Below are 24348 nucleotides of genomic sequence, written 5' to 3'. Positions count from 1 at the left end.
CACGCGATGGCGACTTCTGCTCCTCCCCGGCTTTTCCCGCGCGCCGCCAAGGGGCTGATGCGTCGCGCGGCGGCGATTGCACCGGCGCTCGCCGTCGGCATCGCGGTTTCCTCCTGCGGCGGCGACAGCTCGGTGAGCTCGGGCGAACCGGCCTTCGCGACCGAGGCGCGTCCGCAGATCGACGCATTGCTCGCCGATACGATGACACCCGGCGCCGTCGTCTATGTGCAATCACCACACGGCAACTGGCTCGCGTCGTTCGGCACGGCCGTGCGCGGCACGAACACGCCGATCCCGACGAACGCGCACTTCCGCGTCGGCAGCGTGACGAAGACGTGGACGGGCACGGTGATCCTCCAACTCGTGCAGGAAGGCAAGCTGCACCTGACCGATCACGTCAGCCAGTACGTCGCCAACGTGCCGAACGGCGACTCGATCACGGTCGAGCAATTGCTGACCATGCGCAGCGGGCTCTACAACTACTCGACGAATCTCGCGTTCAACCAGACGCTGGATGCGCAGCCGAACAAGGTGTGGACCACCGATGAGTTGCTGGGCATCGCGGAGAGCCAGCCCGTCTATTTCGCGCCGGGTGCGGATTTCCGCTACTCGAACACGAACACCGTGCTGCTCGGCCTGATCATCCAGCAGCTCACCGGCATGAGCGCCGCCGATGCGATCCGGACGCGGCTGTTCGCGCCGCTCGGCCTGACCGAAACCGCCCTGCCGCCGCAGGACCACACGGCGCTGCCCGCGCCGTCGCCGCAGGGCTATCAATGGGGCACCAATACCGAGACGATCGACAGCGACGCGCTGTCCCCGGCACGCCAGGCGGCCGCGAAAAACGGCACGCTGCAGCCCGCCAACGTGACGACCGTCAATACGTCGTGGGCATGGACGGCCGGTTCCGGCATCTCGACCGCGACCGAACTGGGTGCGTACGTGCAGCGCATGGTCGGCGGCGGCTACCTGAACGCCGACCTGCAGGCGCAACGGCTCGCGAGTTGCACGCCGATCGATCCGTCGAATCCCGCATCGGCCAGCTACTGCATGGGGCTCGCGAAGTTCGGTACGTTCTACGGACACACCGGTGAAATACCGGGCTTCAATACGTTCGCCGGCTACGACCCGGCGACGAAGACGACGATCGTCACGTGGGCGAACACGGGGGCCGGCCCCGACGGACGCGCACCGGCCAACGAGATCGCGCGAATCATCATGGCCGAGCTCAGCAAGGCATCGGACGTGCCGAGCAAGGGGCGGCCGTGACGCGCCGGCGCCCGCAATCGCGGGCGGCCTATTTCACCGCCTGAGCCGCCTGCGCCGCCGGCGTGAAGCTGCACTTCGGATCGTTCTTGCCCCGCGCCGAACAACATTCGAGCAGGTCGCTCACCGACTTCGCGTTCGCCGCATTCCATTCGTAGAGGCTCTTGTTATTGTCGATCGGCATCCAGTGCGTGAGCGGATACCGGCTCGCGCGCGCGTTGCTGCCCTTCGGCGGCGGCAGCATTCCGGCGGCGAGCGGCACGTAGATCTTGCAGCTGTTCTGATCGCCGATCCGGTGACAGCCGATGCAGGTATTGCCGGGCGTGCTGATCGCATGCGAGGTCCACGACGCGAAGTCGGCGCCGAGATTCACGTACTTGCCCCAAGGATCGGTCGGCACCTTGTTCCATACCTGCCCGATCCACGGGCTGTACATGACCGGGCTCGCGTCGTGACACGACACGCAGCGCTTCGTCGCGGTCGCGGCCGGCTTCCACCAGAACTCGGCCGCGGACGGATGGCCGGGCGGCGGTGTCGTCTCGTTCGGCGGCGGCACGCGCGCCGCGTTCATGCCGGCCGTGCCGCCCTTCTCCGCATGAAACCAGCAGGTCTTGCCGTTGCCCGCATGGTGCAGCACGATGTCGACTTCGTCGTAATACGGGCTACGGTTCGCGCGGATCTGCTTGCGACGGCAAAACGCCGAGATCTGCGTGTCGCCGTGGGACAGGTCGAGGATCTTCGAGTATGGCGTGCACTGACCGGACGTCGGCGCGTCATACGGCAGCAGCGCCGGGCGATCGCACGTCATGTGCGCCGCATAGCGCGCGGGCACGCGGCCGTTGACGGTGATCGGCACATCGGTGCCGGCGTTGCAGTCGAACGCGGGAATCTCGCCGATTTCGTCGGTGCACTGCTGCGCATACGCATGCAGCGACGCATCGGCGTTTTCCGCCGCGAGCGCGCCCGACGCGCCGGGCGCCGCCTGCACGGCCAGCAGCATCGCCAGCGCGGCGACGCGGGTTCTCGTCGTCATGCCGCCCCCTTCGTGTAGCGCAGCGCCACCTTGCGAATGGCCTCGATGTACTTGACGTAGCCGGTGCAACGGCAGATGTTGCCGCCGACCCAGGTTTCGATCATCGTGTCCAGATCGCGCTCGTGCACCGGCTGCGCGCGCAGATGGTCGAGCATCGCGGTCGCGGCCATCAGGAAGCCCGACGCGCAGTAGCCGCACTGGAACGCGAACGACTCGAGAAAGCTCTGCTGCAGGGGCGACAGCGCGCCGCCCTGCGCGAGCCCTTCAATCGTGTACACGTGCATGTTCGCCATCGCGCTGACCGGCGTCGAGCACGACAGCGTCTTTTCCATCGGCGCATCGGGCGTGTTACGCACGCCGACCGTGCACGCGCGGCACACGCCGATGCCGCAGCACAGCTTCGTGCCCGTCAGGTCCCGCCGCTCGTGCAGGAAGTCGATGAGGTTCATGTCGCCGTCGGCGGCGTCTGCTTCGACGGGCTTGCCGTTGATGGTCATCCGGACCGGATTGCTCATTGCAGTGCCTCCCGAATCTTCTCAGGCGTCACGGGCGTCACCCGGAACCGCCGCCCCGTCGCCATCGCGAGCGCATTGAGCAGCGCCGGCGCGATCGGACACATCACCGCTTCCGCGATGCCGCGCGCATTGGCCGGATCGCCGGCCGGCGGCGGCAATGCGATCAGCTCCTGCACGGGAATGTCCGGCAGCCGCGTGACCTCGTAGCGATCGAGATTCCAGCGGCCGCCGCCCGGCCCGTCCGGCCCCAGCGGGCAGGTTTCGGTCAGCACGTTGCCGATCCCCATCGCGACCGCGCCCTGCGACTGCCCTTCGACGAGTTCCGGCGACAACTGCCGGCCGACGCTCACGGCCGTCACCACGCGTTCGACCTTCACGCGCCCTGTCGCCGGATCGACCGCCACCGCGACGAGCGTCGCCGACGGCGCATAGGTCGTCCGCCCGTAGAGTGACGTGTTGACCGGCGGCGGCTGCAGCACGCGCTGCAGCGGCGCGAGACGATACGGGTCGAGGCCGACCGCCACGTAGTCGTAGTCGATCTGCGCGCTGCCGGACGCGAACGGATAGGTGCCCTTCCAGAAGTAGCCGGCATAGCTCGCATGCACGGCCGCCACCGTCTGCAGGCCCAGCTTCCCGATCGTGCCGAGCAGCGCCGGCCACGAAATCGGCGCGAGGCCGTTCGCGACGAGCGTGCGATCGACCCAGCGCACGTCCGAGGCCCGCACGTTCACGCCCCACCTTGCGCGCGCGGCCGGCAGCACGCTCTGCAGAAACAGCGCCTGCGCGGCCCCCTTCACCGCGTGGTATTGATGGAACGCGCCGAGGCACGCGCTCGACGAACCGTAGTTGTAGCGCACCCAATTCGGCGCGCTCGACGGGCTCTTCGTGGTGAGCCCGAGCGCGTTGAACGGCGCGATCTCGCTCATCGCAATCGTTTGCGCGTTCTGCCCGAGAAATTCAGCCGGTGCGAGACCCAGCGTCGTGGCCGCGCCGTTGCCCATGTCGGTGTACGGCGTGATCACGCGCAGGTTGCCGTCGGGCAGGATCTGCACCATCCCGAACATCCCGTCTCCGGACGTGCCGTACGCCTCGTTCGCCATCGCGAGACCCACGCCATACCGGAGGTTGCGCGCGTTGCGCTCGGCACGCGTGTGCTCGCGCTCGAGCCATAGCGGATGACGCTCGAGCCGGTCGAGCAGCGCGTCGAGTTGCAGGTCGAACAGGATCGGCGCACCCGTGATCGCGCGGCCCTTGCCGGGACCGGGCGCCTTGCCGAGCAGATTGACGCGCCGGATCTCGAACGGCGACAGCCCGAGCTGGCGCGCGGCCTCGTCCATCAGCGTCTCGATCGCCATGAACGCCTGCGGGCCGCCGAAGCCGCGCTGCGATCCGCCGAACACTTCCCGCGTGTAGGTCGATGCGGCCTGCGCGCGTGCGCGCGGGATCTCGTAGCAGCTCATCGCGCTCAACGCGGCAAGCTGCGCGACGTACGGCGACAGGTTCTTCTTGCCGCCGCCGTTCAACAGGAAGTCGCAGGTGATCGCTTCGAGCTTGCCGCGACGGTCGAACCACAGCGATTCGGAAAACTGCGTCTCGCAGCGTTTCAGGCCAACCTGGAATTGTTCGTAGCGCGACTGCTGCCAGCGCAGCGCGCCCTTCGCGAACGGCGCCGCCAGCGCCAGATACAGCGGGAAATACGACTTGTCGCGTCCGCCGAAGCCGCCGCCCGGGTAGCACGCGATCACATGCGCCTCCTTGACCGCGATGTCGCTGCCGTCGAACAGCGCGCACGCGCCGGTCGCATCGTCGTTCGCCGACTGCGTGCCGAGCACGAGGCTCATTCTCGCGGCGGACGCGTCGTACCAGGCGAGTCCCGACTCGGGCTCCATGAACATCGGATCGATCGCCGGCGTCTGGAAGCCGTCGTCGCCGGTCGCGCGAACGCCGATCCACGCGCCGGCGGCCGCCTGGCGGGCAATCGTCGCGTCGATGTTGGCGACTGCGGCCTCGCGTTCCTCCAGGTACTTCGCGCTCGGCTTGCCGTTGCTGTCGGTCTGGTAATTGTCGACGTAGTTGAACCGTCGTTCGTCGTCGCGCACGTAGACGGTCACGGGCAGATACGGCACGACCGGTGCGGCCGCGCCCGGGCCGGTCGACGCGCCGTAGCGGATCACGCCGCGATTGAAGTCGAGCAGCTTCTTCGCGCGGCGATAGACGTCGAAGTTCTCGAAGATCAGCAGCGCGGCCGGTTGTCCGTAGCAGTCCGCCGGATGCCCGGGCCGCGCGAGCCAGTAGATGTCCTGGTTCGCGATCGGATCGGGTTCGGGCGCAAGCGGAATCCGGCGCGCGCTCAGCAACGCGCTGTCGACGATCGCGACCGGTCGCAGTTCAGGCGGCAGCACGCCGAGATCGTAGCCTTGGTACACGGCGTCGACCCGGTCGCAGCGCAACGCATAGAGCCAGTTTTCCCGCTGCGGCCAGCCGACGAAGTCGCGGGCCTTGAAATCGCGCGCGTAGATCTTCTGGCCCGTGACCTTCGGCATGCCGTCGATGCGCCAGCGCGCCTTGCCGGGCACCGGCGCCCAGTTCGGGCCGTTCGCATCGGCCTGCGTGTCGCCCGCGGCGAGCACGACAGCCGGCAAATGGGTGACCGAAACGGCCACGACGGCGCCGCTACCGGCGAGCTTCAGAAACGTCCGGCGTGTCACAGGCACATGGATGGCCATGCTGCGTCCCTCGTTCGAATTGTTATGTCGGTCCGTCGACTGCGCGACGCGCGTCGCCACGCCGGCTGCGTGGGCGCCGATGCGCAGGTGTCGATGAGAAGATGGTGTACCGGGCGCGGTTGCGTGCGCCGGTTCTCAGGAATCGGGAGGCAGAGGATGCGCGACGATGCCAGGCGGGTTCGCGGGTTCGCGCCACGCGGATGCGCGCCTGCTCGATGAAGCGTCGGACCGCGTGCGTCGCGCTGTGTGTTCGTTCATGATTCCCCCGGCCTTGATCGTGGACGACTGGCCTGTTTTCCGTATCGTCGGGCAGACGCTCGATTTTCAGTTGTCGTGTTCGATATATCGGGCACGCAGGTCAATCGCCCGTGCGCACCGTCGTTCGAGCCTGATTTTGAATAATCGTAGGAATTCGAAACGGGAATTTCAAGGGGATTTTCGAGCGGCACGAGCGGTGCGCACCGGCCTCTCGCGGCGCCGCCCGGGGGAGGAGGAGCCTCCCATGAAGACCTTACCGTGCCGGCCGACCCGTGCCGCCGGGCCGGCACGCCAATCCGTTTCGCGCGGCCACCCGCGCCGCTACTCAGTGTCCGATGCTGGCGAGGGACGGCAGCAGCACGCGATACACGTGAATCATCGCCGGGCCGAGCAACACACACATGAGCGCCGGGAAGATGTTGAAGATCAGCGGGAACAGCAGCTTCAGCGCGATCTTCGCGGCCCGTTCCTCGGCGCGCATCCGCCGCCGCGTGCGCAGCATGTCGGACAGCACGCGCAGCGATTCGGCGATGCTCGTGCCGAAGCGGTCGGCCTGGATCAGCATCGCGCAGAACGATTCGATATCTTCGGTGCCGGTGCGCAGCGCGAAATTGCGCAGCGCGGTTTCCTTCGTGAACCCGGAACGCATCTCGAGCAGCAGCAAGTCGAGCTCGCCCGCGACCACTTCGCTGCGAAAGCGCAGTTCCTCGCTCACCCGCATCAGCGCCGCATCGAGCCCGAGCCCGGCTTCGACGCAGACGGTCAGCAAGTCGAGCGCATCCGGGAAATCCTCGAAGATCACCCGCTGACGTGTCGCGATCCGCCGCGAGAGGATCACATTCGGCACGTAGTAGCCGATCCCGGCGAGCGCGACGAGAATGAACGACAGCAGCATGCGCTGATCCGCGAGCCGCGTCGTGGCGAGCGCCAGCAGCGCCGCGCCAGGCAGCGCCAGCGCGAGCACCGTCTTCGCTGCGAAGTAAAGCGCGCCCGCGTTCGGATTGCGCCAGCCGGCATTCATCAGCCGGATCCGCAGCGGGGAATTCTCCCAGCCCTCTTGCGGCACCGACAGCCGGGAGATCGGTTGCGACAGCTCGACGAATTTCGCGATCCAGCGCGACGTTTGCCCGTCGCCGCCGTCCGCACCGCCGCCGATGCCCACACTTGCACCGCTCGCCTGTTGAATCCGGCGCTCGATGTTGCGCGGCGCAAACAGCAGCATCGCGACCAGCACGCCGCCGGCGACGAAGATGAACAAGCCGGCCAGCATCACGGTATGTATTACGCTCAGGTTTTGCATGACAGCCTCGAATCGGTTCGTGAAGCCTGAGACACGCGTCAGACGCGAATCCGGATGATGCGGCGAATCCACAGCAGGCCGAGCGCCATCGACCCCAGCATCGCGCCGACCATCTTGATGCCGGCCGGATCCTGCCAGAGCACCGACAGAAACTCGCGGTTCAACATTGCCATCATGGCCGCGGTCCCGAACGGCAGCAGCCCGAGGATCCAGGCCGACAGCCGCCCTTCCGCCGACAGCACGCGGACCTTGTCGAACAGCTTGAAGCGCTCGCGCACCAGCGACGCGATGCTGTCGAGCAGCTCGGCCAGGTTGCCGCCGGTCTCGCGCTGGATCAGCACCGCGATCACGAAGTAGCGCAGGTCGTGGGCCGGCACGCGCGTCGCGAGGTTCACCAGCGCATCGTGCAGCGACACACCGTAGTTGATCTCGTCGAACGTGATCCGGAATTCACCGCCCATCGGATCGGGAAACTCCTCGCCGACCATCCCGAGCGCGCTCGAGAACGAATGGCCGGAGCGCAACGCGCGCGCGATCATGTCGCAGATATCCGGCAGCTGGCGCTCGAGCTTGACCATCCGCCGGCTGCGATGCCGCATCACGTACATGGCGGGCAGGCATGCCGTCAGCAGCGCGATCGGCAGCACGACGATCAGCGGCAACGGGGTGACGGCCAGGGCGAGCGCCGCCGTGACCGGCAATACGGCGCTGATCGCGACCAGCTTTGCGACCGTCCAGTCGAGCCCCGACTGCTGCAGCACCAGGTCCAGCGCCTGAATACGCGGCACCCGCATCAGCAGCCGGTCGAACGGCTTCGACTCGTCGAGCATCCGCTTCTTGAGAATCGACAGTCGCTCCTGCTGCACGCTGCCGCCGGCCGACATCGCGCGCAGGCGCGACTCGATCCGGCGTGCCGCCGCACCGTGACGCGCGTTCCACCATTGATAGACGCCCTCGATCGCGAGCACGACCGCGACGAAGGTGAGAATCACAAAACCGTAATAGATCGAGTCCATGAGGCCTCCCCGGAATCAGACGATGGCGCGTCGTCACTTCGTCTCGTAACGCTGCGCCGGGTCGTACAGCGAATCCGGCAGGTTGATGCCGAACGCCTGCAGACGCTCGGCGAACTTCGGCCGCACGCCGGTCGCGCAGAAGTGTCCGCGCACCGTACCGTCGCGATCCATGCCGGTGCGCTTGAACGTGAAGATCTCCTGCATGTTGATGATGTCGCCTTCCATCCCGGTCAGCTCCTGGATGCTGACGATCTTGCGCTTGCCGTCGGTGAGCCGCGTCGCTTGGACCACCACCGAGATCGCCGACGCGATCTGCTGGCGCATCGTCTTCGGCGGCAGCGTCAGGCCGCCGACGCTGATCATGTTCTCGAGCCGCGTGAGCGCATCGCGCGGCGTGTTCGCGTGGATCGTCGCGAGCGAGCCTTCGTGGCCGGTGTTCATCGCATTGAGCATGTCGAGCGCTTCCGCGCCGCGCACTTCGCCGAGAATGATCCGGTCCGGCCGCATCCGCAGCGCGTTGCGCACGAGTGTGCGTTGCGTGATCTCGCCCTTGCCCTCGATGTTCGGCGGCCGCGTTTCGAGCCGCAGCACGTGCGGTTGCTGCAGTTGCAGCTCGGCCGCATCCTCGATCGTCACGATCCGCTCCGAGCGTGGAATGAAGCCCGACAGGATGTTGAGCAGCGTCGTCTTGCCGCTGCCGGTGCCACCCGACACGAGCACGTTCACTTTCGCGTGGGCCAGCGCGTCGAGCAGTTCCGCCATCGGCGGCGTGAGGCTCTGGTAGCTCACGAGGTCGTCCATCTTCAGCGGGTTGACCGCGAAGCGCCGGATCGACATCAGCGGCCCGTCGATCGCCGACGGCGGAATGATCGCGTTCACGCGCGAGCCGTCCGGCAGGCGCGCATCGACCATCGGGGTCGATTCGTCGATGCGCCGCCCGACCCGCGACACGATCTTCTCGATCACCTTCATCAGGTGCGCGTCGTCGTAGAACGTCACGTCGGTCAGCTCGAGCTGGCCGCTGCGCTCGACGTAGACTTGCCGGTACGTGTTCACGAGGATGTCGGAGATGCCGGGGTCGCGCAGCAACGACTCGAGCGGGCCGAAACCGAACATTTCGTCGTACACGTCGATCGCGAGCTGGCGCCGCTCGATGTCGTTCGCGAGCAGCCGCTCCTCGTCGAGAATGCGCGAGATCAGCGACGAGATTTCCTGCCGGACCTGTTCCTGCGGCAGGCGTGACAGGCGCTCGAGCTCGACGCGATCGAGCACCGTCAGGTGAATTTCACGGCGCAGCTTCTGGTACGCGTCGCGTACCGACGAATGCGCCGCACCTGCCGGTTCGGTGCCCGCCGCCTGCGGCTGCGTCCGGTACAAGGACATCTGTTCGCGCAATGACATGATGGTTTCCCCGAAAGATTCACATGGACTTGAGCTTCGGCGTGGCCTTGCGGCCGAACAGCCGGGACATCAACGGTTCGCTGCTGGACGTGCCGTGCCGCGTGCGCACGTCCCCTTCGACGATCTGCTTCGCGCAGGCCTGCAATGCCCGCGTAACGGCAGCGCTGCGTGCGACGCGCGAGGCCGGATGCCCCAGGTCGAGCGCTTCGCGCACCGTGTCGACGTCGTCGGGTATCGTGCAGCTGGCATGCAGGCCGAGCACTTCCTCGAGTGCGGCACGGGAGCGTTCGCCCGCGCGCGTCATCCGGTTCACCACCAGCCGCAATTGGTCGACCGGGTAGCCGAGCGACACGAGAATCTCCAGCAGCCGGCGGCCCGCGCGCACGTGCGGCATCGCGGGCTGCAGCACGAGATGGATCTGGTCGCTGCGATCCAGCGCGATCATCGACAGCGGATTGATGCTCACGCCGATGTCGAAGATCACGAAGTCGTAGCGCGGCGCCGCGACGCCGAGGATCCATTCGAGCGCATCCTCGCGCATCTCGGCGGCCTTGACCGGGTCGCCCGCGCCCGCCAGCACGTGGAAGGTCGGCGTCACGTGCGCGACGCTCGCGTCGAGAAACGCGCCGTCGAGCCGCTCGATCTGCGCGCAGAGCTGCGGCAGCGTCGACGGCGGCGTCTCGTCGCTGACGAGGAACGCGGCATCCGCGAACTGCTGGTTCAGATCGACCAGCAGCACGCGGCGCTTGTGGGCTTCGGCGATCTCGTACGCGACGTTGCTCGCGGCGAAGCTGGTGCCCGCGCCGCCCTTGCACGACATGAACGACACGAAGCGCGTGTCTCCGCCGTCGCGCCGCGTGCTTTGCGCGGCGGCGCGTTCGAGCGCGCGGGCGAGGGCGGCCGGATCGATCGGCCACTGCAGCACGTCGCGCGCGCCGGCGCGCATCGCGTCCAGCAGCACATGCGGCGCCGCATCCGCGGTCACCAGGATGCCGATCAGGCACGGGTGCAGCCGGCAGATCCGCTCGATCGCCGACAGCTCGGCCGCATCGGTCAATGCGCCGTCGATCAGAAGGATATCGAATGAATCGAGTCCATCGGTGCGATGCTCGATCTGGGACGGCCGACCGTGCGCACGTGTCACGCGATAGTGTCCGCTGTCGGTGACCAGACGCGCGATCTGCATGAGCCGGGCGGTATCGTCGGCGGCTACGAGGATATTGATCATGACTGTGCCTCGTCGGTTCGTTATTGACAGGCGCTTCCGCCCGTCGAGGAGTTCAGGCTTTCCCGCGACAGCGTCGTGGTGAAGGACGGCATCGTGATCGCAATGTTCGCGATCGGGATCATCGTGTTGACGGTGACATTGCTGATGCTGACGGTCACGAACGAGCAGGAGCTCACGTCGCAGCCTGACGGCGAGTAGCTCACCGATACGTTCGAGTCGGCCAGGATCGGCAGCAGCGACTTCACGCGCTTCACGACGCCGGCGGCGTTCACGTCGCAGACGATCGCCGTGCGGGCGCCGAGCCGGATGGCCTCGCTCGCCGTGTTCCAGTAAAACAGCACGCGCCCGAATTCGAAGATGCCGATCAGCAGCATGATCAGGATCGACGCGATCAGCGCGAATTCGACGATCGTGGAGCCGCGTTGGGCGCGACGGCGCGACGGCGGAGCGGGACGCGGATTCATGACACTTGCCTCATCACGGTGACGATGTTGCCGAAGGTGATCGACGACAGCCCCGGGTAGGCCGGAATCGGCTGGTAGTGATAGCCCTTCACCTTCACTTCGACCAGGTTGATGCTGCCGGTCGCCGTGCCGCTTGGCGCGTTGTTGGTCGAGTCGTAGGTCGGCAGGTTCGCGAACTGCGACGGGTCGGACGCGTCGGCGCAATCGCTCGAATGCGTGGCGTCGCAGACGATCACCATCGACGTCGTGAGCCCCGGCACCAGCTCGGTGCCGGCGGAGCCGCACGTGGTGCTGCCGTACACGACGAGGCACTGCGCCGCCGCGAGCGGATACGCGCTGTCGTTCGGCAGGAACACCGACAGGTAGCGCGCCGCATTGCGCGTCGCCTTGGTGAGCGTCTCGTACTGGTAGATCGCGCGGCCGAACTCGGCCACGCCGGTCGCGAGCACGATCATCGGCATCAGCACGAGTGCAAATTCGACCGCGGCGACACCGCGCATGCGTGACCGGCGAATCGGGAGCCTTTTCATGATCGTGTGTCCTCTATTGAACGAGCATCGGTACCTTGATACCGACCGAGCTGCCGCTGCCCGGCAGGCCGTGCGTCGCGCACGGCGTGGTGCCGGAGGCCGTGGAGCCGAGGTATTCGAGGTGGGCCACGACCCCGCCGGCTCCCGGGCTGAACGGCAGCGGATCGAGCATCAGCACGCAGTCCCATTGCGTGACGTGCACCTTGCCGCTTGCTCCCGACAGCGTCGAACAGTCGCCCTCGGGAGCCAGCGCGACCCGGCGGTCGCCGCCATACGTCTGGTAGTTGCTGGCCGTGACGGTCCCGTTGGTCGAGATGCCGCTGCCGGTGGGCGGCGTGCCGTCGCCCTGGTAGGCCTTGAAGCTCGCGCGATCGAGCACGAACTGCGTGTACGCGTCGCCGACGATGCCCGGGGTTCCCGGCGGCCCGTAGTTCGGGCCGACATACGCATAGCCGGTGAAGTCAGGCTGGCCGCTCGAGCCGTTGGCGCCGTTCGTGTAGATGCCGAAGCGGGTGTTCCAGGCACGCAGCGACGCGGACTTCAGGCCCGTCGAGCCGAGGTCCGGCGGCGACGTGATGTTGCAGGTGTTGCCGGACAGTTCGCTGGCGATGGTCGGCTCGTTCGTCGAGCCATCGAGCGCCGCCCAGCCGAAGTTGCCGGGCCCGTACGTCGTCGACGAGCCGGACGGCGACGAGATCCAGTCGCCGACCTTGTACGGCGCGGAGGACGCCGGCTTGCACACGAACACCGGAATCGCGCAGGTGGTCTGCCCGGCCCCGACCGTGGCGATCGCGCTGGCTGCGACCTGCGCCGCGTTCGCGACCTGCAGGCCGGGAATCGTGTTGAGCACCTCGATGAACCAGTGCGCGATGTTGCTCAACTGCGCGGTGCACTTCACGTACTTGACGTTCGCCGGTGTGGCGACCGCCGTCTTGGTCAGGAACGGATTGGTCAGCGAATCGCTGAACGTGACGTTCGAATCCGTCTGCATCTGCACCGCGTTCTGCTGGAAGAACGCGAAATTCGCGTGGCCGGCGGCGATGCCGTCGGCTTCCGCGACCTGCAGGCTGATGGCCGACGTAAGGTCGCGCGCAGCGGACAGCGCGCAGGCATCGGCGCTGTTCTGCAGTTCGCTGCGCGTGACGTACAGCTTGCCGAGGTCCAGCGCGAGTCCGACGAACCCGATCATCACCGCCAGTGCGAGACCGACGATGATTGCGACGGCGCCTTGCTGACGATGCAGACCGCGACGCGTGAGCTTCGGATGACGAGCTGCGCTGGACATGGCGTTCTCCCTGAGCGTGCCTGTGTTATTGCGCCGACTTGCCGATGCCGATCACGAATGCATTGGCTTTCGGCTCGGGTTGCTTGAACGACTTGTCGTAGTTGTCGAGCGCGGACGCGGCGGCGCGGCCATCGACCCCCGGGTGCGTTGCCGCGTGTTCCCCGGCATGCGGATCGATGATCTGGGCCTGCGTGACGGCGCGGACCGAGTCGCCGAAGCGGCTGTCCCACACCGGGCTCGACGACATGCAGCCGGCAAGCGCGAACGCGAGCGGGACGGCGAGCGCCGCGCGGCGCACGAATACGAGGTAGGCGGATTTCATGAGCTTCCCCTTGGATAGCTTCAACGATCGGTGGACTGGGGTGCCGCGCTCGCCCGCGCGATCTGCGCATGGGCGGCCGGCACGCTGGGCGTCGGACGCGGCGCAGGTTTCGCCGGCGTGGCGGAGCCGGCCGCCGCGAGGCGCGCGGCGGTGGCTTCGATCCGCGCGATCCGCGCCGCACCGGCCGCATCGGCCTGCGGTTGCGCGGGCGCTTGCGGCTGCGGCCGCGCGGCGGGCGCCGGCTCGGCGTTCACCGCCCCCGCGGCCTCGGCCGTTGCAGCCCCGGCCTTCTCCGGCTGGGCCGGCACCGGCGCCGGTGCCTGGGCAGGCTGCGGCGCACGCGGTGCGGGCAGTGCGGCGGCAGGTGCGACCGGCGCAGCCGATTGCGGCGCCGGAGCCGGTGCCGAAGCCGGCGTCTGCGGTGCCGCGCCGTTCGACGGTTGCATGGTCGCCTTGCGGACACCCTTGCGGCCTTCCATGTTGCCGGTTGCGTACACGTCGACTTCGTTCGGCTTCGAGAAGCTGTCGGTCGGCAACGGCACGTCGGCGGTCTGCAGCGGCCTCACCAGGTGCGGCGTGATCAGGAAGATCAGCTCGGTGCGGTCTTGCTGGAACGACGTGCTGCGGAACAGCGCGCCGAGCACGGGCACCTCGCCGACGCCCGGGATCGCCTTGAGCGCGCCAGTCGCGTTGTCCTTGATCAACCCGCCGATCGCGAACGATTCGCCGTCGCTCATCTGGACCGTCGTCGACGCACGCCGGGTCGTGATCAGCGGCAGGATCGACGTGCCGCCGATGTTCGTCGCGCTCAGCGTGACGCCCGTCTGCGACAGCTCCGACACTTCCGGCGCCACCTTCAGGCTGATCCGGCCGTTCGCGAGCACCGTCGGCGTGAACTTCAGCGCGACGCCGAACTCCTCCTCCTGCAGCGTGATCGACGACGTGCCGTTGCCGCTGCTCTGCGGGATCGGGATGAAGATCTTGCCGCCGGCGAGGAACGTCGCCTCCTGGCCGCTGATCGTCACGAGGTTGGGCTCCGCGAGAATCTTGACGAGGTTGTCGGTGTTCTGCGCATCGGCCGCGACGCTGAACGGCTTGTTGTTCGCCTTGTTGAAGATCCCGGCGCTGGCAACGCCCGCGAGCAGGTTGCTGACGAGCGCACCGCTCCACGAACCGAAGCCGCCCTGGATGTTGAATGCGCTGCCCATCTGGTTGATCAGCGTCTTCGACACTTCGGCGACCTTCACCTCGAGCATCACCTGCTGCGGCGACGTGACGGCCAGCATGTTCAGCACGCCGGCGCCCTTGCCGGCGCCGCCGCCGTCACCGGCGCTGTCGCTGTACGCATGGGCGATCTGCACCGCCTGCTGCGCGGCCTGCGAGTTCGACACGGTGCCCGCGAGCACGATCGTGCCGGCGGCGGTCGACACGTGAATGTCGCGCTCGCCCGGCATCAGCTGCTGCAGCGATGACTGCAGGCCGCCGGCGTCCGCGCCCACCGCCACGTCGATCACGCGGCATGCGCCGCTCCTGCCCTGCACGATCATGTTGGTCGTGCCGACCGACAGCCCGAGGATGTACAGCGTCTGCGGCGACACCATCGTCGCCTGCGCGACGGCCGGATTGCCGATGGTGCGGTTGCGCACCGGCTCCGGCATCGGCACGAGCAGCGACTTGCCGAGCGGCACGCTGACGCTGGTCGCATCACGCACGGCGCCCACGCAGTTCGGTCCGCGCATCGGCGCCGCCGATGCGGCGGCCGCGGTGGCCGGCGCCGGCGCCATGCTGATCGTCATCTGCATCGGCCCCTTCGCGACGGCGGCCGGCGCGCTGGCACCGCCCTTCATCAGCGCAGCCGATTCGACGCCTTCCTGGGCCAGTGCGCTGTACACGGTCAACGTTCCTGCACAGAGGATCGCGGCCATCATCGCGCCCCGGGCGATGCGCGTGCGCACCGGGCCGGTACCTGAATATTGCGGATTGATCTTCATTTCGTCTGATCCCCCGAGTGACCGGCGAGTCGCCGGTTTTTGCCTTGCAAGGCCGCCGTGCCTTGACGGCGGCCGATCTGGTTAATCTGGTTATCTGGATGTGTGCTGCGTTTTCAGAAGCATTCGACGCTGCCGTGCACACCGGTCAGTACACCGACGCAATCGCGGCGCGCTTCCGGTGCGGCGTGCGACGCGACATGCACGCGCACGGTCCGTACGTGCGCGGGTGCCGGTGCGGGCGTCGCGTCGGGTACCGGCGCCTTGCCGAGCAACGTCAGCTTGGTTGCGCCGTCGGTGGTCAGCGTCTTCTGGTCGACCTGGTTGCGCAGCACGAGCGACAGCGTGCCGACGCTGCGCGCGAGATCGAGGCGTTCGGCCTGATCGGGCGTGACTTCGAGCGTCACCGCGTTGACGACCTTCGGTGCGGTGTCGTCGCGGCTGACCTGCTGCGCGACGGCGAGCACGAGGATGTGCTCGAGCACGATCTTCGAGATGCTCTGCCCGTCGGTCTTGCCCTGCTGTTCCTGCGTGTTGACGATCACGTCGACGTAGTTGCCCGGCAGCGCGAAGCCCGCGACGCCGACCACGTCGTTCACGCGCACGGTGATCGCGCGGCTGCCGTCGGCGATCACCGCTGACAATCCGCCCTTCGTGCCGACCGGCGCGAGCTTCGACTCGATCACCGGCTCGCCGCGGGCGAGGCTCGTGCGCACGACGCGCCCTTCGAGCTCCTTCGTGTCGGCGAACGCGCCGGTCGGCACGCTGCCGGACGGCCAGCTCACCATGTGGATCTGGTTCGGCCCGAGCGGCTCGCCCAGGTTCAGGTCGGTGGTCGCCACCGCGACCGACGTGACCGAGCTGCTGGATGTATGCATCAACCAGCGAGACGCGAACACGACCGCGGCAAGCCCCGCGACCATCGCGATGATCAGCATCATGACCGCTCGACTGTTTTTCATGGCAATGCTCCTCAACGAATCGTGAAAGAAACGGCTCAACCGGTTATGTACGTGCGCCCGCCGTGATCGACAGGCGGCGGATGCCCGCCGTCGCGCTCCGGCACCGTGCCGAAATAGCTGGCCCATGCGTCGTACAGCGCGTCGTGCGTCACTTCGGGCGGATCGCCGCGATACCGCGCGCCGGCGGCGACGAGGCGCAGCAGATCCATCGGGAAGCATGCGAGATAGGCCTTGCCGCTCGGCAGGTGCAGCCGGTGCAGCAGATAGTCGAATGCGTCCTGCGCTGGCACCAGCCCGAGCGACACGCATGCGGCATCGAACAGCGCACGGTAGTGGTCGATCGACATCGCGCCGACGTGAAGCTTGGAGCCGAGCCGGCGCAGGAACGCGTCGTCGGCGAACTGCTCCGGTGCCAGGTTGCTCGAGAACACCGGCCAGACGTCGAACGGCAGCACGAGACGATTGCCGGATTCGAGCGTCAGGAAATCGACGCCGCGGTCGAGCGGGCGCAGCCAGCGGTTGAGCAGGTCGCGCGGCTCGACGCGCTGGCGGCCGAGATCGTCGACGATGTACATGCCCATGTTCGCCTTCATGTGCGGCGGCGCCTGATAGAAGCCCGCTCCTTCGTCGCGGCGCAAGTCGAGCTCGTCGAGCGTCAGCTCGCCGCCGGACATCACGACGGGCCGCTCGCACAGACGCCAGCGGCGGTCGGCCGATTGGCCGTCGGCTTGCGACGCCGCATCGACATGCACGATCGGGTCGTAGATCTGGATTACTTCGCCGGCAGCGTAAATGGCGTGCGGCACCGGCACGTGGCCACCCATCAGCGCGCCGAGGCGCTCCGCGAGGAAGGTCTTGCCGCTGCCGGCGGGGCCGTGGATCAGCAGCGGACGGCCGGCGTTGAGCGCGGCGGCCGCCGAATCGAGGACCGCCGTGTCCATGACGACGCCTTCGAATACGGCCCACACGTCGTTCTGGGACACGCGCAGCTTGCGCACCGAATGGTCGGACACGCAGTCGAGATACGCGTCGAGCGTCACCGGCGCGGGGCCGCTGTAGCTGCTGCGCGCACGCTCTTCGAGCGCGAGCACGCGGCCCGCGTCGGTCAGGCGGAACGTCACGTCGAGGTCGGTCTTGCCGCGATGGGTCAGTTCGACCAGATGCTCGCGCACCAGGAACGCGAAGACATCATCGAGCACCGCGAGCGGCAGGCAGTGGCGCTCGATCAGGACACCGTACGACGGGCGACCGAGCACCAGCGTCGACTTCAGCACGAGCCCTGCGACGAACGCCTGGGTCAAGCCGGTTTCCTCGAGCGAGCGCGGCGCCGGCGGCAGCAGCGCGACCGGTTTCGCATGCACCTCCCGCGACGGCGGCGGATACGGCAGGTGTGCAACCTGCGCGTCGCGTTTCGGTTCGGTGGGGATCGTGTTCATGTGCGTTTCATCCTCGTTGCGGGTTCGTCACGCTATACAGACGAAACGAACAGCATGCCCAGCGTGCCGGCGGCAATCGCCACGCCATACGGCAACGCGCCAACCGACGCGACTTCCACGGGGCCGTCGGTTGCCCCTGCATACGCGCCGGTCGAGCTGCGCGCGATCAGCGTCCAGACGTTCGCGCACATCTGGCGCATGCGTCCGCGCAGCAGCGCAAAGCCGATCGCGCCGATCCCGCCGACCAGAAAGGTGGCCAGCACGATGTAGAACGTCATCTGCGCGCCGACCCATGCGCCGATCGCGAGCATCAGCTTCACGTCGCCTGCAGCCATTCCGCGCAGCAGATAGAACGGCAGCAGCAGCCCGAAGCCGGTCGCCGCGCCCGCCAGCCACGCAAGCGCACCTGCCTGGATCCCGTGCAGCGCGCACTGTGCGATCAGCGCGCCGACCAGACCGAGCGCGACGAGCCGGTTCGGAATGCGTCGGCTCGTGATGTCGGTGCTGGCCGCGACGATCGCGAGCAGCGTCACGCACAACGGAACCGGGTAAGGCAGCGGGGCAGGCAACAACATGGCGGACCTCGATTGAACGTAATGTCAGGGATCACTGACCCAGTGCGGTATTGACTGCATCGGTCACGACCGACGCGATCATGTTGTACGTGTCGTCAAGCGAGCCTCCCAGCGTCATTACGCTTGCCAGGACGAGGGTGGCGAACAGCGCCCCGATCAACGCATACTCGATCGACGTCACGCCCTGGTCGTCGCCGATCCATCGCAATACCGATACCGCGCGTTCCCTGGCCCGCATGGCGGCCTCCGATTCGGTCGATCAAGGAGCGGGGGAGGCTCGAGCACTGCACCGGCCGAGCCATCCGCCGTTCATTCCATCCGACATCCGTTGGTGTTGCGTCCGGCCCTGCGCGCGCGACGGATTGGCGACGAACGGGCCGGATCCACCGTTCGCCGCCCCGTCATTCAGAGCGCCGAGTTGAGGTCGTCTGCAATCAAGTTGAAGACGTCGTTGAGGTCTTTGCCGACCAACGTCAGTGCTGCAACGAGGGTGACTGCGATCAGCGCGGCGATCAGGCCGTATTCGATGGCCGTCACGCCTTGTTCGTCTTGGACGAAACCGCGGACCTTCTGGATGAACTTGAACATGGCTCTTCTCCTTTCGCATTACTATGAAAATCCCGTTGTCGGGGATCGACGCAGGGAGCGGGGTACTACCGGCACAACAAATGAATTCGGATGCGGCGCTCAGCGACGCACACGGCAGGGTAAGAGCCTGGCCGCGGGAACGATCGTCGGTGAGCTGATGCGAGTGATGTACATGCGCGCTGCGATCAGGCGAATGGCGCGATCGAGCAGAACGGCGAAACGGCCGCCCCGGGCATGAATACGGATCGAGAGGACGACGCTGACGCGTCGATGTTGCTGCAGGTTTTCTTCGCGGCATGCAAGCCGCGGCGTGCTCCGGTCTTTCATTTTTATTCCCCAAACGCTGTCATGTGATTCTTGTTGCGCGGACGATGCCGTCGCCTATTCGCTCGGTCGACGTTTCCGGCGGTTTTCAAGGCCTGGGCGGCGTATTCCCCGACGCGCCCTCGATCCGTTGCTTTCCGCAGGTGATTCAGTCCGGTTCGGTGAGTCCGTTGCTTGAACCGGTCATTCGTCACATCGTCGACTGTCGTGCGGACCTTGACGCAAAGAGCAGGCCAGCCGGAAAGAAATCTAGGCGCAGCAAGGGTTCGGGCGATTCGCCCACCAGTGGGGCTTCGGCCCGATGCGCGAAATGTTTCAGATTTGATATACACGTGCCGGACGCCGTGACGTGCCGGCGTGAGCGCCGCCGCGCTGTGCAAGGCACCAAAAAATTTTCTCGGGACTTTCCCGAATCCGCGGGGCCGCTCTCCCGACGCCGGTTCCACGACGTGCCGGACCGGCCAAAAACCCGGAATGTTTCAAGCGAGAAACATCATTTGCGCCGGCGCGGGTTTTTCAGACGCAAAAACCCGGTTTTCAGCCGTGTCTCCGCCCAATCGATATTTCACGATTCACCCGCGGTTTGCGTCACGCGATTTTTTCTCCAACAATGCATTCACCGGACAGCGCCATTGAATGCGATTCGCTCCGGATACACGACAACACAAAAAGGCTGCGGCACACCAGGCGGCCTTCACTGCAGACGGGGCATCATGTACACAGCCAATCATGGAGTGCGCTATCGCGCCAAACGCTGTGCTCAATGGCTGACAGCGGACAGGATCATTCCGTACAGCTGCATCATGCTGATGCTCTGTGTTGGCTTCCTGATCACCTGGGGCGCCGTCACGAATACCTTCACGTCGCAGACCGCGGCCCGGCCGGGCGTCGACTTCGCCGTCTTCTGGACCGCATCGCAACTCGTGCTGCAAGGCCATGCCGCCGCGATCTACGATCCGGTCTTCTTCTCCCATGCCGAGGTAGCACGGTTCGGGGCCTATCTGGGTCACCAATCGCTGCCCTGGCTCTATCCGCCGACGATGCTGCTGTTCGTCGCGCCGATTGCCCTCGTGCCTTTCCTGCCCGCGTATTTCCTCTTTTTTGCGGGCAGTCTTTTATGCTATGCGTACGCCGTTCTGCGACTGTCGGGCCTGCGTGCGCACCTGCCCGTTCCACGCGCCGCCGCGCTCGTCGTGCTCGCCTATTCCGGCGTGTTCGCGTCCGTGCTGTATGGGCAGAACAGCATCCTGACCGCCGGTATCGCCGCGCTCGCGCTGCATTTCGTCGGCCCGCGCCCGATCGTCGCCGGCGTGCTGATTGGGCTGCTCGCCATCAAGCCGCAGATGGCGATGGTGTTTCCGTTCGTGCTGATCGCGGCGCGTGCATGGCGCACCTTCGCGGCGGCGGCGCTCACGACCACGCTGTTCGTGGTGGCCGGCATCGCGCTGACCGGAATCAGCTCGCTGACCGGCCTGGCCCACGCGATGTCGATCGTGCGCGGCATGCATTTCACCCTGCCTGCCTACTGGTTCGTTTCACCGACGACGTTCGCGGCGCTGCGGCTCGCGGGTGCATCGATTCCGATCGCGCTCGCCGCGCAAGCCGCCGTCGGACTGCTCGCCATCGCAGCCGCGGTCCATGTCTGGCGCCGCACGACCGACATGCGGCTGTGCGGCGCGGCGCTGGCGGTCGCCGCGCTGTTGACGACACCCTATCTGTGGAGTTACGAACTGGCGTGGCTCGGCATCGCGGTGTTCTGCGTGATCGCTCACGGCCTGGAAGACGGCTGGCTGCCGGGAGATCAGATCGTGATCGTGCTCGCGTGGCTGCTGCCGGTATTCGAGGTGTTCAACCGGATCTCGAAGCTGCCGCAGATCGGCCCGGTCGTGCTGCTCGCCGTCCTGTTCGTCGTCGTGCGTCGCGCAAGCCTTGCGCCGCGGAGCGCACAATGAAGTCGCCGCTCTCCCTCCTGCACGTCGGTTCGGCGGTCGACGCCCATCCCGAACTGCCGATCGCCGGCCCGCGCCGTTTCCCGCATTGGCTCAATCGTGATCGGGTGCGCCTCTATGCGGCAGCGGTATTGTTTGCCGAACTGCTGTTCATGTTCGTGTATCTCGCGCGCGTACATTGGTCGCAAACATCCCTGCCTGAACCCCTGGCACAGGATGTCGCGCCGATCTGGGGCGCCGCGTGGCTCGCCGCGCACGGCCTCGGGATCAACGCGTGGAACCTGCCGTCGCTGTTCGATGTCGAGAAGGTCGCGCTCCCGCTGATGAACGCCAGGAACGGCTCGCTGCCGTGGCTCTACCCGCCCACGATGCTGATGTTCGTGCTGCCGCTCGGCTGGCTGCCGTACATGTTCGCGCTGGTGCTGTGGCTGGGCGCCACCTACGCGCTGTTCGTGACGACGATCCGCGCAACCGTACAGCGCGAGGGCGCGCTGCTCTGCGCGCTCGCGTTCCCCGGCGCGTTTCTCGCAGTGATCGTCGGGCAGACAAGCCTGCTCACCGCGACGCTCGCCGGCGTCGGGCTGCTCACGCTGAACCGCCGCCCCGTCATCGCCGGCATCTGCTTCGGTTTGCTGACGATGAAGCCGCAGATGGCGATCCTGTTCCCGCTCGCGCTGCTGTGCGCCGGACAATGGCGTGCGCTGGCCGCATGGGTCGCGACGATCGCCAGCGGCTTCGCGCTGTCGACACTGATGTTCGGCTTCGACGCCTGGGTCGCATTCGCGCACGGCTTGCACGCCGCATACCAGATCGTCGGCGCCGGCCACGCCAAGCTCGCACGCATGCCGACCGTGTTCGCACTCGCCACGATGGCCGGCTGGCCCGCCGCCGTCGCGCGCGTGCTGCAGTTGCTGTCGGCCGCGACCGCCGCGATCGCCGTCGTGTACGCGTGGCGCGGCGCGTGTTCGTATGCGCTGCGCGCGGCGACCCTCGCGTGCGCGTGCCTGATCGTCAGCCCTTATCTGTACGACTACGACCTGACCTGGTACGGCCTCGTGATCGCCTGGTACGCACGCTATGCGTGGACGCACGGCTGGCGGCGCTTCGATCGTGAATGGCTGCTGCTGATGTGGGTGATGCCGCTCGCCGGCCTGCTGGTCGTGCCGCACCTGTCGTTCCAGTTCATGCCGCTCGTCACGCTCGCATCGCTGGCGCTGCTCGTCGCCCGGATTGCACAGGAAAGACACGACGCACCGTCGATGCCCGACGCGCGCGACCACTCGACCGAGACCGGTTTCACGCATCCGGTCCGATCGCATCACCGCCCGGCGCACGGACTGCGCCGCATCGGCCGCGCGAGCTTCCGCGCCGATCGCTGACACGTGACTACAGGGGAACCATCATGCGCGAATCACTCTACACACCACTCGTCTCGCTGGTCGTGCCGTTCTACAACGAAGGCGAAGCCGTCGAACGCTTCTTCGACGTCGTGATTCCGTTGATGGCCGGCCTCGACGCGATCCGCTTCGAGATCGTCTGCGTCAACGACGGCAGCCGCGACGACACGCTCGAACGCCTCATCCGGATCAGCATGAGCGACCGCCGCGTGCGCGTCATCGATCTCACGCGCAACTTCGGCAAGGAAGCGGCGCTGACGGCCGGCCTCGACGAAGCCGCCGGCGACGCCGTGATCCCGCTCGACGCCGACCTGCAGGATCCGCCGAGCCTGATTCCGGTGATGCTCGAGCACTGGCGCGACGGGGTGGAAGTCGTCGCCGCGAAGCGCAGCAACCGCGCCTGCGATTCGTTCGCGAAGCGCACCGCCGCCTCGATCTACTACCGCGTCCACAACCTGCTATCGGACGTGAAGCTGCCGGAGAACGTCGGCGATTTCCGGCTGATGGATCGCAAGGTCGTGAACGCGCTGCGCAGCCTGCCGGAGCGGCATCGCTTCATGAAGGGGCTGTTCGCATGGGTCGGCTACCGGACCGTGATCATCGAGTACCAGCGCGAAGCGCGCAGCGCCGGGCACTCGAAGTTCTCCGGATGGAAGCTGTGGAACTTCGCGCTCGAGGGGATCACGAGCTTCAGCACCGTGCCGCTGCGCAGCTGGACCTATATCGGCCTGGGCATCGCCGCGCTCTCCTTCCTGTACGGCGCGTTCATCGTGGGTCGTACGCTGCTGTTCGGCAACCCGGTGCTCGGCTACGCGTCGCTGCTGTCGGTCACGCTGTTCATCGGCGGGATCGAGCTCATCGGCATCGGCGTGGTCGGCGAGTATATCGGGCGCATCTACGACGAGTCGAAGCAACGTCCCGTCTATCTGATTCGTCGCCGCTACGAGGCGCACGCCAAGGTGATCGAGCTGCCGGTCGCGCGCGATGCGCGCCGCACGGCCGCACGCCGCCGCGTCCAGCCGGCCCGCGTGCGGGTCGGCTCGCGCTGACCGGCGGAGATCGCGATGTTCGAACTGCTCTGCGCGGAGCGCGTGCGACTCGCGCGCTTCGGCCTGTCCGGGCTTTGCTCGACCGCGCTGCACGTGCTGGTCGCATCCGCGATGTATGCGCTGTTCGATGCGACGCAGGTGTTCGCGAACGCCGTCGCGTTCGTATGCGCGACGGCGTTCTCGTATCTCGCGAATACGCTGTGGAGCTTCTCGTCGACGGTGCAGTCGCGCAATCTGGTGCGCTATCTGACGGTCGCGCTGGCCGGATTCGTCGAAACGATGCTGCTCGCGCGCGCCGCCGAACTGCTCGACGTGCCGCGCGGCTGGGCCATCGTCGCGATCGCGCTGCTGATCCCGCCGACGATGTTCGTGATGCATCGGGTGTGGACGTATCGGTAAGATTTACGGTGGCGACAGCCGGGATAGGCGCGCGGGATATCCCACTGCGCTTCGTCAGTCCGGACGAAACGGTATCGTCGATCGCTGCCGCGAAAACCTCGCGCGGCACGGCGGCACCGATGCCCAGCCCCACGACAGGGTCGAAGCATTCATCGATCCGTCACGAAACCATCGCACCCGATTCGAGCGGCGCCTGCTAGCATGCCGGGTGGCCCGTCTGAATCGCGACCTGGCTGTAATGATGTCGCATGGCATGGCATTTACTTCGCCACCCGCCTTCGTGTTCGGCCCTGCGCGACCGCTGCGACGCGGCCCCTTCCCGCAAGCACGAATCGTG

23 protein-coding genes are annotated in these 24348 nt (G+C 66.9%); 5 read left to right on the top strand and 18 right to left on the bottom strand.

What is annotated here, in order from left to right; translation table 11 throughout:
* The first annotated feature begins 6 nt into the window (after positions 1 to 6).
* Positions 7 to 1269, top strand: a complete 1263-nt coding sequence (locus FFI87_RS30705) for a serine hydrolase domain-containing protein (protein ID WP_138850326.1) — start codon at positions 7 to 9, stop codon at positions 1267 to 1269.
* Positions 1270 to 1297: 28 nt separating this feature from the next.
* On the opposite strand, the gene FFI87_RS30700 is transcribed toward FFI87_RS30705, so the two are convergent.
* The 18 genes from FFI87_RS30700 to FFI87_RS30615 form a co-directional block, all read right to left on the bottom strand.
* Positions 1298 to 2299, bottom strand: a complete 1002-nt coding sequence (locus FFI87_RS30700) for a hypothetical protein (protein WP_138850325.1) — start codon at positions 2297 to 2299, stop codon at positions 1298 to 1300.
* A complete protein-coding gene (locus FFI87_RS30695; RefSeq protein WP_012372346.1) occupies positions 2296 to 2814 on the bottom strand; it encodes a (2Fe-2S)-binding protein in 519 nt (172 codons plus the stop codon). Before FFI87_RS30695 ends, FFI87_RS30700 begins: the two co-directional genes overlap by 4 nt.
* Positions 2811 to 5540 (bottom strand): xanthine dehydrogenase family protein molybdopterin-binding subunit, encoded by a 2730-nt coding sequence (locus FFI87_RS30690; protein WP_138850324.1) that lies wholly within the window; start codon positions 5538 to 5540, stop codon positions 2811 to 2813. Before FFI87_RS30690 ends, FFI87_RS30695 begins: the two co-directional genes overlap by 4 nt.
* 583 nt (positions 5541 to 6123) lie before the next feature.
* Complete coding sequence (locus tag FFI87_RS30685) at positions 6124 to 7098, bottom strand: type II secretion system F family protein (protein WP_138850323.1); 975 nt, start codon at positions 7096 to 7098, stop codon at positions 6124 to 6126.
* Positions 7099 to 7136: 38 nt separating this feature from the next.
* Positions 7137 to 8114: a type II secretion system F family protein gene (locus tag FFI87_RS30680; RefSeq protein WP_138850322.1), complete on the bottom strand. Its 978-nt coding sequence runs from the start codon at positions 8112 to 8114 to the stop codon at positions 7137 to 7139.
* Positions 8115 to 8147: 33 nt separating this feature from the next.
* Entirely contained in the window at positions 8148 to 9515 is a 1368-nt protein-coding gene (locus FFI87_RS30675; protein ID WP_006753053.1) for a CpaF family protein, read from the bottom strand.
* A gap of 19 nt (positions 9516 to 9534) precedes the next feature.
* Positions 9535 to 10743: a CpaE family protein gene (locus tag FFI87_RS30670; RefSeq protein ID WP_138850321.1), complete on the bottom strand. Its 1209-nt coding sequence runs from the start codon at positions 10741 to 10743 to the stop codon at positions 9535 to 9537.
* Positions 10744 to 10763: 20 nt separating this feature from the next.
* Positions 10764 to 11207: a TadE/TadG family type IV pilus assembly protein gene (locus tag FFI87_RS30665; RefSeq protein ID WP_138850320.1), complete on the bottom strand. Its 444-nt coding sequence runs from the start codon at positions 11205 to 11207 to the stop codon at positions 10764 to 10766.
* Positions 11204 to 11737 carry a TadE/TadG family type IV pilus assembly protein gene (locus FFI87_RS30660; protein ID WP_012372340.1) on the bottom strand — a complete coding sequence of 178 codons (534 nt, stop codon included), beginning with the start codon at positions 11735 to 11737 and terminating at the stop codon, positions 11204 to 11206. The genes FFI87_RS30665 and FFI87_RS30660 overlap by 4 nt, the downstream gene beginning before the upstream one ends.
* Before the next feature lie 13 nt (positions 11738 to 11750).
* Complete coding sequence (locus tag FFI87_RS30655; RefSeq protein ID WP_138850319.1) at positions 11751 to 13022, bottom strand: pilus assembly protein TadG-related protein; 1272 nt, start codon at positions 13020 to 13022, stop codon at positions 11751 to 11753.
* 25 nt (positions 13023 to 13047) lie between these two features.
* Entirely contained in the window at positions 13048 to 13344 is a 297-nt protein-coding gene (locus FFI87_RS30650) for a hypothetical protein (protein WP_012372338.1), read from the bottom strand.
* A 20-nt stretch (positions 13345 to 13364) separates the two neighbouring features.
* Positions 13365 to 15335: a type II and III secretion system protein family protein gene (locus FFI87_RS30645; protein ID WP_138850318.1), complete on the bottom strand. Its 1971-nt coding sequence runs from the start codon at positions 15333 to 15335 to the stop codon at positions 13365 to 13367.
* 113 nt (positions 15336 to 15448) lie between these two features.
* Entirely contained in the window at positions 15449 to 16294 is an 846-nt protein-coding gene (gene cpaB / locus FFI87_RS30640) for a Flp pilus assembly protein CpaB (protein WP_126224487.1), read from the bottom strand.
* Between the two features lie 35 nt (positions 16295 to 16329).
* Positions 16330 to 17730, bottom strand: coding sequence for an ATP-binding protein (locus FFI87_RS30635; RefSeq protein ID WP_138850317.1), 1401 nt, complete (start codon positions 17728 to 17730; stop codon positions 16330 to 16332).
* Positions 17731 to 17762: 32 nt separating this feature from the next.
* The gene (locus tag FFI87_RS30630; RefSeq protein WP_186381775.1) at positions 17763 to 18305 is read right to left on the bottom strand and encodes a prepilin peptidase; all 543 of its coding nucleotides are present in this window, start codon (positions 18303 to 18305) and stop codon (positions 17763 to 17765) included.
* Positions 18306 to 18336: 31 nt separating this feature from the next.
* Positions 18337 to 18543 carry a Flp family type IVb pilin gene (locus FFI87_RS30625; protein WP_138850316.1) on the bottom strand — a complete coding sequence of 69 codons (207 nt, stop codon included), beginning with the start codon at positions 18541 to 18543 and terminating at the stop codon, positions 18337 to 18339.
* Between the two features lie 167 nt (positions 18544 to 18710).
* Positions 18711 to 18893, bottom strand: coding sequence for a Flp family type IVb pilin (locus FFI87_RS30620; RefSeq protein WP_138850315.1), 183 nt, complete (start codon positions 18891 to 18893; stop codon positions 18711 to 18713).
* 99 nt (positions 18894 to 18992) lie between these two features.
* Complete coding sequence (locus tag FFI87_RS30615; RefSeq protein WP_138850314.1) at positions 18993 to 19220, bottom strand: hypothetical protein; 228 nt, start codon at positions 19218 to 19220, stop codon at positions 18993 to 18995.
* A 710-nt stretch (positions 19221 to 19930) separates the two neighbouring features.
* Between FFI87_RS30615 and FFI87_RS30610 the strand changes: the two genes are divergently transcribed.
* From FFI87_RS30610 to FFI87_RS30595, 4 genes are read left to right on the top strand one after another with little or no spacing between them, the layout of a single operon-like run.
* Positions 19931 to 21169 (top strand): glycosyltransferase family 87 protein, encoded by a 1239-nt coding sequence (locus tag FFI87_RS30610; RefSeq protein WP_138850853.1) that lies wholly within the window; start codon positions 19931 to 19933, stop codon positions 21167 to 21169.
* On the top strand, positions 21166 to 22545 hold the full coding sequence (locus tag FFI87_RS30605; RefSeq protein WP_138850313.1) for a glycosyltransferase family 87 protein: 1380 nt from the start codon (positions 21166 to 21168) through the stop codon (positions 22543 to 22545). Before FFI87_RS30610 ends, FFI87_RS30605 begins: the two co-directional genes overlap by 4 nt.
* 23 nt (positions 22546 to 22568) lie before the next feature.
* Positions 22569 to 23612 carry a glycosyltransferase family 2 protein gene (locus tag FFI87_RS30600; RefSeq protein WP_012372329.1) on the top strand — a complete coding sequence of 348 codons (1044 nt, stop codon included), beginning with the start codon at positions 22569 to 22571 and terminating at the stop codon, positions 23610 to 23612.
* A gap of 15 nt (positions 23613 to 23627) precedes the next feature.
* The gene (locus tag FFI87_RS30595; protein WP_012372328.1) at positions 23628 to 24011 is read left to right on the top strand and encodes a GtrA family protein; all 384 of its coding nucleotides are present in this window, start codon (positions 23628 to 23630) and stop codon (positions 24009 to 24011) included.
* The last annotated feature ends 337 nt before the right edge of the window (positions 24012 to 24348 follow it).

It is taken from the genome of Burkholderia sp. KBS0801 (assembly GCF_005937855.2).
Taxonomy (GTDB): domain Bacteria; phylum Pseudomonadota; class Gammaproteobacteria; order Burkholderiales; family Burkholderiaceae; genus Burkholderia; species Burkholderia ambifaria.
This window is presented reverse-complemented; position numbering and strand designations above follow the sequence as displayed.

Coding starts and splice junctions, on each gene's coding strand:
- FFI87_RS30595 (WP_012372328.1), top strand. CDS start 23,628: ATGTTCGAACTGCTCTGCGCGGAGCGCGTGCGACTCGCGCGCTTCGGC.
- FFI87_RS30635 (WP_138850317.1), bottom strand. CDS start 17,730: ATGAACACGATCCCCACCGAACCGAAACGCGACGCGCAGGTTGCACAC.
- FFI87_RS30705 (WP_138850326.1), top strand. CDS start 7: ATGGCGACTTCTGCTCCTCCCCGGCTTTTCCCGCGCGCCGCCAAGGGG.
- FFI87_RS30670 (WP_138850321.1), bottom strand. CDS start 10,743: ATGATCAATATCCTCGTAGCCGCCGACGATACCGCCCGGCTCATGCAG.
- FFI87_RS30645 (WP_138850318.1), bottom strand. CDS start 15,335: ATGAAGATCAATCCGCAATATTCAGGTACCGGCCCGGTGCGCACGCGC.
- FFI87_RS30615 (WP_138850314.1), bottom strand. CDS start 19,220: ATGAAAGACCGGAGCACGCCGCGGCTTGCATGCCGCGAAGAAAACCTG.
- FFI87_RS30625 (WP_138850316.1), bottom strand. CDS start 18,543: ATGCGGGCCAGGGAACGCGCGGTATCGGTATTGCGATGGATCGGCGAC.
- FFI87_RS30620 (WP_138850315.1), bottom strand. CDS start 18,893: ATGTTCAAGTTCATCCAGAAGGTCCGCGGTTTCGTCCAAGACGAACAA.
- FFI87_RS30685 (WP_138850323.1), bottom strand. CDS start 7,098: ATGCAAAACCTGAGCGTAATACATACCGTGATGCTGGCCGGCTTGTTC.
- FFI87_RS30610 (WP_138850853.1), top strand. CDS start 19,931: ATGTACACAGCCAATCATGGAGTGCGCTATCGCGCCAAACGCTGTGCT.
- FFI87_RS30675 (WP_006753053.1), bottom strand. CDS start 9,515: ATGTCATTGCGCGAACAGATGTCCTTGTACCGGACGCAGCCGCAGGCG.
- FFI87_RS30695 (WP_012372346.1), bottom strand. CDS start 2,814: ATGAGCAATCCGGTCCGGATGACCATCAACGGCAAGCCCGTCGAAGCA.
- FFI87_RS30605 (WP_138850313.1), top strand. CDS start 21,166: ATGAAGTCGCCGCTCTCCCTCCTGCACGTCGGTTCGGCGGTCGACGCC.
- FFI87_RS30630 (WP_186381775.1), bottom strand. CDS start 18,305: ATGTTGTTGCCTGCCCCGCTGCCTTACCCGGTTCCGTTGTGCGTGACG.
- FFI87_RS30655 (WP_138850319.1), bottom strand. CDS start 13,022: ATGTCCAGCGCAGCTCGTCATCCGAAGCTCACGCGTCGCGGTCTGCAT.
- FFI87_RS30665 (WP_138850320.1), bottom strand. CDS start 11,207: ATGAATCCGCGTCCCGCTCCGCCGTCGCGCCGTCGCGCCCAACGCGGC.
- FFI87_RS30660 (WP_012372340.1), bottom strand. CDS start 11,737: ATGAAAAGGCTCCCGATTCGCCGGTCACGCATGCGCGGTGTCGCCGCG.
- FFI87_RS30600 (WP_012372329.1), top strand. CDS start 22,569: ATGCGCGAATCACTCTACACACCACTCGTCTCGCTGGTCGTGCCGTTC.
- cpaB (WP_126224487.1), bottom strand. CDS start 16,294: ATGAAAAACAGTCGAGCGGTCATGATGCTGATCATCGCGATGGTCGCG.
- FFI87_RS30690 (WP_138850324.1), bottom strand. CDS start 5,540: ATGGCCATCCATGTGCCTGTGACACGCCGGACGTTTCTGAAGCTCGCC.
- FFI87_RS30700 (WP_138850325.1), bottom strand. CDS start 2,299: ATGACGACGAGAACCCGCGTCGCCGCGCTGGCGATGCTGCTGGCCGTG.
- FFI87_RS30650 (WP_012372338.1), bottom strand. CDS start 13,344: ATGAAATCCGCCTACCTCGTATTCGTGCGCCGCGCGGCGCTCGCCGTC.
- FFI87_RS30680 (WP_138850322.1), bottom strand. CDS start 8,114: ATGGACTCGATCTATTACGGTTTTGTGATTCTCACCTTCGTCGCGGTC.